Raw genomic sequence first — 13,296 nt, 5'->3', positions numbered from 1 at the left:
GTTACTTGCCAGCTGCTTTGCCGACGGGCATGGTGACAACATTCGATCCGGCATTCGCATCGATGAAGTCCAGCACCAGCGGACGGATATTATTGCGCCAGCTCTTGCCCGCGAAGATCCCGTAATGGCCGGCATTGGGCTCCAGATAGCTGGCTTTTTTCCCCTCGGGCAGGCCAGTCAACAGATCCAGCGCGGCGACGCATTGGCCCGGCGCCGAGATGTCGTCTTTGCCGCCCTCCACCGTTTTGACCGCCACCGTGGTGATCTTGCCCATATCGACCTGCTTGCCGTTCACGGCGAACACGTTCCGCGCGATCTCACGGTTCTTGAAGATCCGCTCGACCGTCGACAGGTAGAATTCGGCCGTCATATCCATAACCGCCAGATATTCATCGTAAAACGTGTTGTGCTTGTCGTGGTCGCCCGCTTCGCCCTTGGCCACGCGCATCACCTGGTCGGTGAAGGCCTTGGCGTGTTTTTCTGCGTTCATCGCCATGAACGAGTTCAGCTGTTGCAACCCCGGATAGACCATGCGGCCCGCGCCCGCATATTTGAAGCCAACGCGCTGCAGAACATAGCGCTCAAGCTGGCCCATCGTGACGCGGCGCCCGAAATCGGTCACATCCGTTGCCGCTGCGTCGGGGTCAATCGGTCCACCGATCAAGGTCAGCGTGCGCGGCTGCGCGTCGGGATCCATTTCAGCCAGATAAGCCGTCGCGGCCAATGCCAGGGGGGCGGGCTGACAGATCGCGATCACATGGGTATCGGGGCCCATCTCGCGCAGGAAATCCACCAGATACAGCGTGTAATCTTCAACGTCGAACTTGCCCTCGCTGACGGGAATATCGCGGGCATTGTGCCAATCGGTGATGTAGACGTCGCAATCGGGCAGCAGCGAGCGCACGGTGGACCGCAGCAGCGTCGCGTAATGGCCCGACATCGGCGCGACCAGCAAGACATTACGCCCCGTCGGCGCACGATCCTGCACCTTGAACCGGATCAAGTCGCCAAAGGGGCGCTCCACAATTGTATCCACGCTGACCAGATGATCGCGGCCATCCTCGCCCGGGACGGAGGCGATTTCCCAATCGGGCCGGGCGACCATGCGCGAAAAACTCCGCTCGGTCACTTCGCCCCAGGCCGCCGCCATCTGGAACATGGGATTCGCCACAAGGCCCAAGGCCGGGTACGAACACATCGCACGCGTCGATGCGCCAAGCCACTGATTGGTCACACGGATTGATTCCATGAGGTCGTAGGTGAGCATATATCGCATGTCGTACTCCAAGAGCCGCTACCGGTAGTCCCGGTTCATTTCGTCGCGTGGCTCCCTCACCCGAGCCTATGTATGTATGCAGATGCAGCAAAGAGCACGGGAAATCAAGGTGGGACACGACACAACCGAGACGGGCGACGGGAAAGAACACCTCGATCGCCTGAACGAAAACCTCGCAAAAGTTGAAGATCTGTCCAAACGTCTTGTCGCTGCGATGGGCCACCGTGCCCCGGCGGATGTTGGCCTTCAGGGCCCGGGTCAGGATCTCTATTTGAAGACCGGCGCGGCCTATTGGTCCGAGATGATGTCAAACCCCGGTAAGCTTCTGGAAACCCAGGCGCAATATTGGGGCCAGACCATGACACAGTTCATGGAGATGCAATCGGCCATGGCCGAGGGGAAGCTGCCGCTGTTCGACGATCACGCGCTCGATGGCGACAAACGGTTCGCCAACCCGCTGTGGCGCACCCATCCCTATTTCAACTTCGTGCGTCACCAATATGTGATGGGCGCCGAGGCCATCCGACAGGCGGTTGAAGCGCTCGACGGTCTCGAACCGCGCGACAAGTATCGAATCGAGTTCTTCGCCAATCAGGTGATCGAGCTGTTCTCGCCCACCAACTACTTCGCGACCAACCCCGACGCGCTGGAAAAGGCGGTGGAGACCGAAGGCGCCTCGCTGGTGCAGGGGCTGGAAAACCTGGTCCGCGATATCGAGGCCCATGGGGGCGAATTGCTCCCGACCCTGGCCGATCCCTCCGCCTTTGAGGTCGGCGGCAACATCGCCACCTCCGAGGGTGCCGTGGTCTATCGCAACCGCATGATGGAGCTGATCCAATACACGCCCACCACCGAGACGGTGCACAAAACGCCGCTGGTGATCTTCCCGCCCTGGATCAACAAGTTCTACATCCTTGATCTCAAGCCGCAAAACTCGCTGATCAAATGGATCGTCGATCAAGGCTACACGCTGTTCGTGGTGTCCTGGAAGAACCCTGACGAGGGCTACGAGGATATCGGGATCGAGGATTACGTTCAGGAAGGCTATCTGACCGTCATTGACGAGATCAAACAGATCACGGGCGAGGCACAGATCAACGCGATCGGTTACTGCATTGCGGGCACCATGCTGAACATGACACTGGCATTGTTGAAGGCGCGCGGCGATAAATCGGTGAAATCGGCCACGTTCTTCACGACGCTGACCGATTTTGCGAACCAGGGCGAATTCACCCCCTTCCTGCAGGACGATTTCGTCGATGCCATCGAACGTCAGGTGGATCAGGATGGTGTGCTCGACAGCTATTTCATGTCGCGCACATTTTCCTATCTCCGCTCGAAGGATCTGATCTACGGGCCCGCCGTGCGCAGCTATATGATGGGGGAGGCACCGCCCGCCTTCGACCTGCTCTATTGGAACGGCGACAGCACCAACCTGCCCGGCAAGATGACCGTCCAATATCTGCGCCGCCTGTGCCAGGGGAATGAGTTCGCCGATGCGGGGTTTGATCTGTTGGGCGAAACCGTGCGCCTGAAGGATGTCACCATCCCGGTTTGTGCGGTGGCCTGCGAGACCGACCATATCGCCGCCTGGAAGGATAGCTTCCGCGGCGTGGCGGGCATGGGCGCGCGGGACAAGACCTTCATCCTGTCGGAATCCGGCCATATCGCCGGGATCGTGAACCCGCCCAGCAAGAAGAAATACGGCCATTATACAAATCCCGGCGTCAAAGGCGCCCCGGAGGAATGGCTGGAAACAGCCAGCTACAACGAAGGCTCGTGGTGGCCGCTTTGGGAAGCCTGGCTGAAAAAGCGCTCGGGCAAGCAGGTGGCGGCGCGTCAGCCCGGGGCCGATGGCCATAAAATCTTGGCGCCAGCGCCCGGCACCTACGTCAAAGAAGGCAAAGCGGCCTGATTTCACTCCATAAATCGCGCTTATGCTGCAGTGCAGAAAAATCTTGACATTCTGCACTGCAGCATTCATATTCTGTGCACACGCAGCAATCGCCTGAGACGGGATTGCGCCGCGCGCAGAACAAGGATTGGAGATTTACAATGGCTACCGCCAAAACACCCGACTTCAGCAAGTACATGACCGAAATGATGGCATCGTTCCCAATGGACATGTCCGCCATGAACGATGCGTTCAAGTCGCAGGCCACGATGGCCGAGAAGATGTCGAAAGTTGCCCTGGACGCAGCTGAAAAGTCGACCGAGATTTCCTCGAAGTGGACCAAAGACACCATCGCAAAGATGGGCGACGTCGCTTCCGTGAAGCCCGAGCCCGCCGATTACACCAAATCGGTCACCGACTTCGCGTCCGCTCAGGCCGAAATGGCTGCTGAATCCATGGCCGCCTTCGCTGAGGTCGCCAAGAAGGTTCAGATGGAAACCGTCGAGCTGATGATGGCCGCTGGCAAAGAAGCCACTGAAGAGGCCACCGCCGCTGTGAAAAAAGCCACCTCCGAGGTGACGACGGCTGCCAAGAAAGCAACCGCGAAGTAATCGCGACACGGATTGCGCGGCGGGTCACACACGTACCTCCCATCCCGCCGCGCAGATCGATCCCCGTCCCTCCCGGCGGGGATGGCGCAAACCCGGCGGCTCTGGTCCTCCCCCAGACCGTCAGGATTGCGCCACGTGAAAGGCGGATTGGGCAACCGGTCCGCTTTTTGCTTTTTGCGGGCAAACTTCCCGCAATCCTTTATAAGAACTCGAAAAAACGCCGATTGCTTTTCTGAGCCAGCGGCGTAGGCTCGTTCCATGCTGCGCCGCAATAGCGACGGTGCAGCACAAACGGGAGGGGATAAGAATATGGCCAAACCCACCGCCAATGCCGACGAACCGCTGTTGATCAAACGCTATGCGTCGCGCCGACTCTATAATACCGAAACCTCCGACTACGTGACGTTGGAGGATATTGCGGGGTTTATCCGCACCGGGCGGGACGTGAAGATCGTCGATCTGAAATCCGGTGATGACCTGACCCGGCAATATTTGCTGCAGATCGTCGCCGAACATGAATCCCGGGGTGAAAGCGTGCTGCCGATTGCGGTGCTGAACGATCTGGTGCGCAGCTATACGACCCAGGCGCAATCGGTCGTGCCCGATTTCCTCGCCGCAAGCTTCGAGATGCTCAAGCAGGGCCAGTCCAAGATGATGGACAATATGGCTGCTATGAATCCGATGGCCACGATGCCCGGGTTCGAGGCGATGCGCGCCCAGCAAGAGGCGTTCTTCAAGGCCATGACAGGCGGGATGGGCGGACAATGGTCCGGCCCCACGGGCGACGAGACCGAGATCGCCGAGGATGCCGCACCCGCCGAGGAATTGGACGAGATCAAGCGCCAACTCGCCGAATTGCAGAGCAAACTCAGCAAGATGTAACCCGCCATGGGCCGATTGCTCCGCGCGCTTGGCAGCAAATTGATCAATGCATTGCTCTATTGGGGCGTGGTGTTTGTTGTCAGCTATTTTGGGACCGTCATGGCCTATTGGCTGATCTATCTGTTCGTCAGCCTCGGCGGTCTGGTCGGTCTGAGTGATGGCGGCTGGGACCGCCCCTGGCGCGGCGCCATTGGTCCCGGGCTCATCTCTTTCGCGGCTATCTGCGCTACTCTGGCGACCCTCGCCAACCTCCGCGACTGGTGGCGCGTCGACCAAAGCTGAGCCCGAACGCTGGCAGGCGCCCACGGCTCCGGCATGTGGGACAAACTGCCCTTCGCAAGCTTAGGCTTTTCGCCAGACGGATACATGCTGTGTACTCAATCTATCAAATGGCGAGCGATCCCAGTCGGACCATCTGAATTCCAGCTCAAGCCCCGCCATCATCGCCATAAGATCGAGTTCGGACGGCCAAGCGTAGCGAAATGGAATCGACTGATACTTGTGATTGTCCTCCGTCATCCAAACATGGTGCGAAATGTAGCTTTGCGTCGTGATGTCGAATTCGTCGATACCGACATGATGATCGCTGCGCGCGAAGGCGAGCCTCGTTTCTCCGAATGGCAACTTCTGGAGAGGCGGCAACAGCGTTTCGACGAGAAATCGACCTCCGGGCGCCAGATGCCGCGACGCGTTCTTGAAGCATGCGATCTGCGCGTCTTGCGCTGTCAGATTGTCGATGGTGTTGAATACTAGAAAAACCAGCGAGAATTCTCCCGCAACGCGTGTGGAGGTCATGTCGCCCAAGACGACCTCGATCGGCTCCCCACTCTCCTTTTCTCGCAGCTTACGCACCATTGCACTTGAAAGCTCGATGCCTTTGACGCGCGCGCCCCGTTCGGCCAAGGGCAAGGCCACGCGTCCGGTTCCGATTGCAAATTCCAGGATGTCGCCGTCGCAAGACAGGTCGATCAGACAATCCACCGTCTTACGGATCAGCGATGGATCCGTGTCGCTGAGGTTCTGATCGTAGGTTTTTGCGACCTCTTCATCAAAATACCCGTCGTCGCCCATTGGATTATGTCCTCAATTGCTCCGGCGCAGGGACGGCCCCTGAGATAGCGGCTGAGGGAGCGAAAGGCCCACCGGGCAAGGGCGCAAATCGCCTGTCACCGCGCCAAGTCCGTAAAGACCTGCCGCAGCGCGGCGTCCAGTTTTTCGCACATCTCGTCCATTTGCGCGTCGGTCAGGGTGAAGGGCGGGCAGAGCACCACCGATTGCCCCAGCGGGCGGCAGATCAGCCCGTGATCGGTGCAGGTATTGGCGATGCGCTCGCTGACGCTCAATTCGGCCTCAAACGGCACTTTCCCCTCCCGGTCGCGCACCGCCTCCAGCGCCCACATATAGCCGATCCCGCGCAGCTCTCCGATATTCGGATGCTGGGCGATCTGGCGCAAACCGGTCTCCATCCGTGCTGTGCCCGCGCGGACCATCTCCATCAGCCCTTCCTCCAGCACCACATCGATGGCCTTCAAGGCAACCGCGCAGCCCACTGGATGGCCCGAGGCCGTGAAGCCATGGGGGAATTCCTCGACCGGGTCGATGGCGGCCTGCAACCGGTCGGTCATGTCTGGCCCCAGCATCACCGCACCCATTGGAAAATAGCCCGCCGTCAGCGCCTTGGACGAGATGATCGCATCGGGCACGAAGTCATAGGTCTCGCAGCCCCAGACATTGCCGGTGCGCCCAAAGCCGCAAATCACCTCGTCGGAGATCAGCGGAATGCCGTGGCGCTTCAGCACCGCCTGGATCGCCTGGAAATAGCCCTTGGGCGGGGGAATGACCCCGCCCGCCCCCAGCACCGGCTCGGCAAAAAACGCGGCAATCGTGTCGGCCCCTTCGCGGGCGATCACCGCGTCCAACTCGGCGGCCAGGCGTGCAGTGAAACCGGCCTCGCTTTCGCCGTCGCGTCCCTCGCGCCAATAATGCGGGCAGGTCAGGTGCACAAACCCGTCCAGCGGTAGGCCGAATAGCGCGTTATAGGGTTTGGCCGTCATCGAGGCGCTGACCACCGTGACCCCATGATAGGCATTGCCCCGCGTCAGGATTTTGCGCTTTTCCGGCGTGCCCTCGGCCTGGCCCATGAACCACAGCATCTTGACCAGCGTGTCATTCGCCTCGGACCCGGAATTGGTGTAGAACACCTTGCCGCGATCCCAAGGCGACACCGCGATCAGCCGTTCTGACAAAGCCACGGTCTGGTCCGACATCCGCCCGAAAAACGCGTGGTAGCCGGGGAAGCGGTCATATTGCGCTTTGGCGGCCTCAGCCAGGCCAGCATAGTTGAACCCGGCCACCATGTTCCAGAGGCCCGAATTGCTGTCGAGATAGCGGTTGCCATTGGTGTCGAACACATAGGGCCCGTCGCCATGGGTGAGCACCACAGTGCCGCGGTCGCGGATCGAGGGCAGGTCGGTGAACCCGTAAAGCGAGTATTCCTCGGCCCGCGCCTCCCAGGAATTTGGCTGATGGGTGTTCATATCTCGCCTCCGTTTCCGCCAGGACGCTACGCCCGGCGGGAAGAGGGCTCAATAGGGAAAAGGGTAACGTCGCATGCCCACCACCGGCGCCAAACGCGACAGCGCGGAGTCAAGGCCGAAGGCCGCCGCGCATCGCCGGGTCGCCCCCTCGGCACGGCGATGTGTCTAATCTTGGTGCCCCGAACATGCGGAGCGCGGGGTTGAGGGATAAAGTGAAAAGAACACCCATCGGATCGCCATGCCGCGGCCCGGCGATGCGCGTCTCAGCACACCCTTACGCCACCGCGCGGTCATCGCCTTTCACATCCCGCGCCGCGGCGACCAGCGCTTCGGCGATGAAATCCAGATCCGCCTTTTGTAACCGCGCGGGCAGGCGCACATCGCAGGCGCGCATCAGCATCGCCCGGGTTTGCGGCAGGTCCGGCACATCGCCGGGAATGAACTGCCAGTTCCAGAAGGCGCGCGCATTGTCGTTGGACAGGCCAAAGACCTGCACCTTCACACCGCGCTCCGCCGCTGCATCGGCAAAGGCTTTCGCCTCACTATCCGAGACAAAGCCTTGCAAGTTAAACTGGATCGAATCCGGCGCGCGATCTTCGGGCGCTAACGCATCGGGCACCGCCAGCCAGGGCGAGGCATTCAGCAAATTCGCGACATAATCGTGGTTCGCGCGCCCATCGCGCACCCGGCGTGCCACTTCGGGCAATTGTGGGCGGATCACGGCGGCACTCAGGTTCTGCATCCGCAGATTGTAAAGCGGCAGCTTGTTCTGCCAGCGTGCGAAGGCGATCTCCAATTCCGGGTCGTTCTGCCCCTCGGGGCCCTTATGCTTTTTCCAGTTATGCTCATAGGCGCCCGACATGATCACCGCCCGCGCCACCAGATCGGCATCGTCTGTCACCAGGATCCCGCCCTCACCGGCATTGACCAGCTTGTAGCTTTGGAAGCTGAAGCAGCCGACCTTGCCAATCGTCCCGATCTTGCGGCCATGCCAAGTGGTGCCAAGCGAATGGGCGGCGTCTTCGATCACCGGGATATCGGCGGCCTCGCAAGCCTCTATGATCGCATCCATATCGCTGGTATGGCCGCGCATATGGCTGATGATCACCGCATCCACGCCGGGCAGTTTCGCCAGGAAATCAGCCACATCGATCCGGTAATTCTCGCCGACTTCGCACAGAACCGGCTGCATCCCCGCATGCACGATCGAGGATGGCACGGCGGCAAACGTAAAGGCCGGGATCATCACCTTGGCGCCCTTGCGCAGGCCCAAAGCCTCCAGCGACAGGAACAACGCCGCCGAACAGGACGAGACGGCGAGCGCGTATTTCGTGCCCATCAATGCGGCAAAATCCTGTTCCAGCAGAGCCACAGGCGCATCGGCGGGCGCGGTATAGCGAAACAGATCACCCGATTGCAAAAGCCGGTCAATCTCGGCCCGGGCCGCCTCGGGAATGGGCTCCGCATCGTAGACATTCGGCGCCGGCACATGATCGAGAGACATATATTCACCTTTTTGAAATGTGTCTTTTCAAAAATCTTATACTGCAAAACCGGCGCGCTGCGAAACCCCCATATCGACCCCATGGCGATAGCCTGCCATCTCAGTCCGCGCGAGGGCCCGCCACCACGTCCGACACGCCCAAAATCATGCGCGAATTCTCGCCGTTTGGGGGATCGGATCCGTGCATTTCGCCTTGCATTCCCACAGCCCCGCCGGGACTGTTCCCGCCACGGCAGGGACGGCGTAACGCTCTGTTATTGTGGACACTCATGGACAAAAGACTGCTTATCGAATTCACTCCCGGGATCGCGTTCTGGATCGGGAATTCCATCGACGGACTCTTTCTGGGCGCGGGCCTGGCCGCCATCGCGACAATCTTCGCAATCATCCTGCGATGGCGCTGGGATCGACGGCTTCCTTGGCTGGCGATCACGATTTTCGCCGTCTCGATGGTGATGTTGATCCTTGGCCTGTTCAACGACGACGCGACCTTTGTGAAGATCAGCGGCACGGTCACGTCGGTGGCATTCGCCGTGATCCTGGCCTTCGGTCTTCTGTTGCGCCCGCCCATGCTGCAACAAAGCATGGGGTACAAACTCTTCCTTACCCGCGAGGGCTGGCAGGTGATGCATTTCACCTGGATCGGCGTGTCCCTGATCCGAGCCGCCGCCAATGAGGTCGTCTGGCGCACGACCTCGGATGACACCTGGGTTCTCTATTCGGTGATCTCCGATTTCGGGTGGTTTGCGGTCTTGTTCGTGGCAACGGGTGTGATCATCCACTTCTACTGGGATGAGGATGAGGATGAGGATGAGGATGAAGAGGAGGAGGAAGATTAGCTTTCTCCGATCTCGGGCCTTCTCCGATACCGGGGTGGCGGCGCCTAGACGCCCAGCCGGTCGCGCAGGGCAAACCAGCTCATCGCCAGGGCCAAGATCGGCGCGCGGAACGCGGTGCCGCCGGGAAAGCTGGGCACAGGCAGCGCGTCAAGCGTCGTCAGACCCTTCGCCTGGCCCAACACCGCCTCGGCCATCACCCGGCCCGCCACACCCGACAACGATACGCCCAGCCCCGAAAAACCCGCCGCCGAGATCACGTTTTGCCCAACCCGCGCCACATGTGGCAGACGCGTGGGGGTGATCGCCAATGTGCCGCCCCAGGCATGGTCGATCCGCGCCGCGGCCAGTTGTGGGAACATTCGGGCGATCTTGGCCTTTAGCGGCTGTTCAATCTGCCGTGGGAACCCCAGCCCATAGCTTTCCAGCCCACCAAACAGAAACCGCCGGTCGGCGGTGAACCGAAAGTAATTCACCACAAACCGCTCATCAGAGATGGCGATATCCTCGGCCAACACGTCCAGCCACAGATCGGGCAGCGGTTCGGTCACCGCGATGAACGAATTCATCGGCATCACGCGCCGGTTCACCGGCGGCATCAACCCCGGCAGATATCCGTTGCCCGCCAGGATCGCATGGTCGGCAGTGACGGTGCCGCGCAGACACCGCAACTGCACCGGCGCGCCGGGGCGGATCTCCAACACTTCGCTGCGTTCATGGATCACGGCGCCCGCCGCCTCGGCCTCTGTCGCCAATGCATGGGTATAGGCCAGCGGATGCAGATGCCCGCCGGACCGGTCGTACCAACCGCCCACATAATCCTCGGTCTTCACCAGATCGCGAAACGCTTTTGTGCCCAGAATCTCGACATGATGATCGAAAGTCGTCGCCAGAAACGCGGCCTCGGCAGGGTAGGCGGCAAAGTCGGACACATGGGGTTCGGCCTGGGCCCAGCCGGTGCGAAACGCCGTGTCCGGGTGGCGCGCGCAGACCTCTTTTAGCTGCGCCAGGCCCGATTGCGACAGATCCCACAGATCGTGCGCGGCCTTGTCGCCCAGCCGCGCGTGGAGCGCGCTCATATCCCAATTGTAGCCGGGGATGACCTGCCCGCCATTGCGGCCCGAGGCGCCGAAGCCCACGCGATGCGCTTCCAGCACGACAACGCGCAAGCCCGCTTCGGCCAGGATCTTGGCTGCCCAGAGCCCGGTGAACCCGGCGCCCAAAATCACCACATCGGCGCGTGCATCTGCGGTCAGCTTCGGGCGCAGGGGCCGCTCGGGCACGCTGGCCGCGTACCAGGATGGTGCATGCTGCCCCGGTTTGTCGTTGCGATACAGGGCGCTCATTGAAACTGACGGGGCACCGGTGGATCGGCAGCGCCGTCGAGGTCGCAGAACACCCGCACCTCGCGCCCCTCGCGCAGGGCCAGAAGATGGTCGGCAGTGATGCAGCCCGCATCGATCAATTCCCCCAGTGAGCGCGGCTGCGCCTCGGGCCCCGGCGCTGTTTGCGCCGCGTCACGCAGATCTGCATCGCTGCGCGCCAAGATCGGGCCGTCCCACAGCCACACCGCCAGCGCGACGCCGCTTGCCGCGATCAGGCCGGTTTCGATCCACCACATCTGAGATCCGGGCAGATGATCAGACATTTAACAACAGATGCTCCCGCTCCCAGGGGCTGATGACATGCAGAAATTCACGATATTCCAACTGCTTCACAGCTGCATAGACTCGCACGAAATCGTCACCCAGGACCTGACCGATGGCCTGGTTCGCCTCCATCAGACCCAGCGCATCGCCCAGACCACGTGGCACGCCCGACTCCGCCGAATAGGCGTCACCGTGATATTCATCCGAAGGCGGCTGACCCTCGATCAGGCCGAGATAGCCGCAGGCCAGCGAGGCGGCAATGCCCAGATAGGGGTTGCAATCCATCCCCGGCAGGCGATTTTCGACCCGCCGGCTATCGGCATCGCTGACCGGCACGCGCAGGCCGGTGGTGCGATTGTCCCGGCCCCATTCCAGGTTAATCGGCGCGGCAAAATCCGGCACATAGCGGCGGTAGGAATTCACATAGGGCGCCAGCAAAGCGATCACCGCGGGCAGATGGCGCTGCATCCCGCCGATGAAATGCGCAAAGGCGGGCGTTTCGGCGCCGCTCTCGTCGGAAAACAGGTTCCGCCCGGTCTCGGCATTCACGACCGAATGGTGGATATGCATCGCGCTGCCGGGCTCACCCGCTATGGGTTTGGCCATGAAGGTCGCATAGCACTCGTGGCGCAGGGCCGCTTCGCGGATCATCCGCTTGAAATAGAACATCTCATCGGCCAGCCGCACCGGATCGCCGTGGCGCAGGTTCAGCTCGATCTGGCCCGCGCCGCCCTCGTGCAGGATGCCGTCGATCTCCAGCCCCATCGTGTCGGCGAAATCGTAGATATCGTCGATGATCGGGCCGTATTCATCCACCGCGCTCATCGAATAGGCCTGACGCGCCGCGGCGCGGCGCCCGGATCGGCCCATGGGCGGCTCGATCTCGCGGGCCGGATCGGTGTTGGGCGCGACCAGGTAGAATTCCATTTCGGGCGCCACAATCGGGCGCCAGCCCCGCGCCTGGTACAGATCGACCACCCGTTTCAACACGTTGCGCGGCGCAAACGGCACCGGCTGACCCGATTGATCGGCAATGTCGTGGATCACTTGCAGCGTCCAATCCGCGGTCCAGGGCGCCGGGATCGCAGTGTCCCAATCCGGCGTCAGGATCATGTCGGGCTCGGTAAAGCCTTCGGCGACCGCATCGGCCCAATCGCCGGTAATGGTTTGGAAGAAGATCGAATTGGGCAGGTAGAACTGGCTTTGCTTAGCGAATTTCGCGCCGGGCATCGCCTTGCCCCGCGCCACACCGGCCAGGTCCGAAACGATGCATTCCACCTCGTCCAGAACCCGCCCGTCCAGATAGGCGCGGGCGGTGTCGGGCAGGTGATCCAGCAGGGCGGAGGTGGCGGAGGATTTGCTCATGTTGCCTCAAGCCGGGGCGCGTGCCGGGCATCGGCGCCCTCCAACACATCGGCCAGCCAATCGGCCATGGCGCGGTTGTCATTCGGACGGTCCAGAGCGTTGCGCGCGGCGGTAATTTGGCCCGCGCTGAGGGGGTCGGAGCGAACCTCAAGCAGCGTTTCGATGACCGAGCTGGGGAATTCCGGATGCGGCTGCACGGTCAGGATCCGCGGGCCGATGGCCAGGATCGCGGCCGCGCAATGCTCGGTCTCGCCCAGGATCTGCGCGTCGGGCGGCAGGGCGGTCACCTGATCCTGGTGCCAGGCATTCATCGCTAGATGATGATCGCCGACGCGATAATCGCGCCGCCCGACCTGCCACCCGCCGTGAAACTTTTCGACCTGGCCGCCCAGGGCCTGGGCGATGATCTGGTGACCGAAGCAGATGCCCACCAACGGACGATCCGTCGCGGCGATGGCGCGGATCAGATCCTCCAGAGGCGGAATCCAGGAATGGGCTTCATAGGCACCATGTTTCGAGCCGGTGACCAGCCAGCCATCGGCGGCATCGGGGCCCGGGGGAAAGTCATGGTCGACCACGGACCAGAGTGTCTGGTCAAAGCCGCGATGCGCGAAAAGCGTGCCGATCAACGCCCCGTAAGCGCCGTCCGTGGCAGCGACTTCATCGGGCACGTGGCCGCATTGCAGGATACCGAGACGCATGGAGATGCCTTCGTTTGACGTGGTGCGAGCCTATGGGCGCT

The 13,296-nt window shown here is 61.6% G+C and carries 13 protein-coding genes; 5 read left to right on the top strand and 8 right to left on the bottom strand.

Going from position 1 to position 13,296, the window contains the following annotated elements; genetic code table 11:
* Position 1 precedes the first annotated feature (1 nt).
* Positions 2 to 1,276, bottom strand: coding sequence for a polyhydroxyalkanoate depolymerase (phaZ, locus tag V8J82_RS03555; protein WP_339972212.1), 1,275 nt, complete (start codon positions 1,274 to 1,276; stop codon positions 2 to 4).
* An 82-nt stretch (positions 1,277 to 1,358) separates the two neighbouring features.
* Here phaZ and V8J82_RS03550 point away from each other — a divergent pair, with 82 nt between their 5' ends.
* The 4 genes from V8J82_RS03550 to V8J82_RS03535 all read left to right on the top strand — a co-directional run bounded on the left by V8J82_RS03550 (position 1,359) and on the right by V8J82_RS03535 (position 4,945).
* Positions 1,359 to 3,191: a PHA/PHB synthase family protein gene (locus V8J82_RS03550; protein ID WP_439650045.1), complete on the top strand. Its 1,833-nt coding sequence runs from the start codon at positions 1,359 to 1,361 to the stop codon at positions 3,189 to 3,191.
* A 140-nt stretch (positions 3,192 to 3,331) separates the two neighbouring features.
* Positions 3,332 to 3,781 carry a Phasin gene (locus V8J82_RS03545; RefSeq protein ID WP_339972209.1) on the top strand — a complete coding sequence of 150 codons (450 nt, stop codon included), beginning with the start codon at positions 3,332 to 3,334 and terminating at the stop codon, positions 3,779 to 3,781.
* 309 nt (positions 3,782 to 4,090) lie between these two features.
* Positions 4,091 to 4,663 (top strand): polyhydroxyalkanoate synthesis repressor PhaR, encoded by a 573-nt coding sequence (phaR, locus tag V8J82_RS03540; protein WP_339972208.1) that lies wholly within the window; start codon positions 4,091 to 4,093, stop codon positions 4,661 to 4,663.
* 6 nt (positions 4,664 to 4,669) lie between these two features.
* Positions 4,670 to 4,945: a hypothetical protein gene (locus V8J82_RS03535; RefSeq protein WP_339972207.1), complete on the top strand. Its 276-nt coding sequence runs from the start codon at positions 4,670 to 4,672 to the stop codon at positions 4,943 to 4,945.
* Between the two features lie 60 nt (positions 4,946 to 5,005).
* Here V8J82_RS03535 and V8J82_RS03530 read toward each other — a convergent pair whose 3' ends face one another.
* The 3 genes from V8J82_RS03530 to V8J82_RS03520 form a co-directional block, all read right to left on the bottom strand.
* Complete coding sequence (locus V8J82_RS03530) at positions 5,006 to 5,734, bottom strand: class I SAM-dependent methyltransferase (RefSeq protein WP_339972206.1); 729 nt, start codon at positions 5,732 to 5,734, stop codon at positions 5,006 to 5,008.
* A gap of 95 nt (positions 5,735 to 5,829) precedes the next feature.
* On the bottom strand, positions 5,830 to 7,200 hold the full coding sequence (locus V8J82_RS03525; RefSeq protein ID WP_339972205.1) for an aminotransferase: 1,371 nt from the start codon (positions 7,198 to 7,200) through the stop codon (positions 5,830 to 5,832).
* 274 nt (positions 7,201 to 7,474) lie between these two features.
* Positions 7,475 to 8,704, bottom strand: coding sequence for a DegT/DnrJ/EryC1/StrS family aminotransferase (locus tag V8J82_RS03520; protein ID WP_339972204.1), 1,230 nt, complete (start codon positions 8,702 to 8,704; stop codon positions 7,475 to 7,477).
* Positions 8,705 to 8,973: 269 nt separating this feature from the next.
* Between V8J82_RS03520 and V8J82_RS03515 the strand changes: the two genes are divergently transcribed.
* The gene (locus V8J82_RS03515; RefSeq protein ID WP_339972203.1) at positions 8,974 to 9,543 is read left to right on the top strand and encodes an inner membrane-spanning protein YciB; all 570 of its coding nucleotides are present in this window, start codon (positions 8,974 to 8,976) and stop codon (positions 9,541 to 9,543) included.
* A gap of 44 nt (positions 9,544 to 9,587) precedes the next feature.
* On the opposite strand, the gene V8J82_RS03510 is transcribed toward V8J82_RS03515, so the two are convergent.
* From V8J82_RS03510 to V8J82_RS03495, 4 genes are read right to left on the bottom strand one after another with little or no spacing between them, the layout of a single operon-like run.
* Positions 9,588 to 10,886 carry an NAD(P)/FAD-dependent oxidoreductase gene (locus V8J82_RS03510; RefSeq protein WP_339972201.1) on the bottom strand — a complete coding sequence of 433 codons (1,299 nt, stop codon included), beginning with the start codon at positions 10,884 to 10,886 and terminating at the stop codon, positions 9,588 to 9,590.
* Positions 10,883 to 11,188: a hypothetical protein gene (locus tag V8J82_RS03505; RefSeq protein ID WP_339972199.1), complete on the bottom strand. Its 306-nt coding sequence runs from the start codon at positions 11,186 to 11,188 to the stop codon at positions 10,883 to 10,885. The genes V8J82_RS03510 and V8J82_RS03505 overlap by 4 nt, the downstream gene beginning before the upstream one ends.
* The gene (locus V8J82_RS03500) at positions 11,181 to 12,554 is read right to left on the bottom strand and encodes a glutamine synthetase family protein (protein WP_339972197.1); all 1,374 of its coding nucleotides are present in this window, start codon (positions 12,552 to 12,554) and stop codon (positions 11,181 to 11,183) included. The genes V8J82_RS03505 and V8J82_RS03500 overlap by 8 nt, the downstream gene beginning before the upstream one ends.
* Positions 12,551 to 13,255, bottom strand: coding sequence for a type 1 glutamine amidotransferase (locus V8J82_RS03495; RefSeq protein WP_339972195.1), 705 nt, complete (start codon positions 13,253 to 13,255; stop codon positions 12,551 to 12,553). Before V8J82_RS03495 ends, V8J82_RS03500 begins: the two co-directional genes overlap by 4 nt.
* Positions 13,256 to 13,296 lie beyond the last annotated feature (41 nt).

The sequence above is a fragment of the Gymnodinialimonas mytili genome (genome assembly GCF_037544085.1).
Lineage (GTDB): Bacteria > Pseudomonadota > Alphaproteobacteria > Rhodobacterales > Rhodobacteraceae > Gymnodinialimonas > Gymnodinialimonas mytili.
This window is presented reverse-complemented; position numbering and strand designations above follow the sequence as displayed.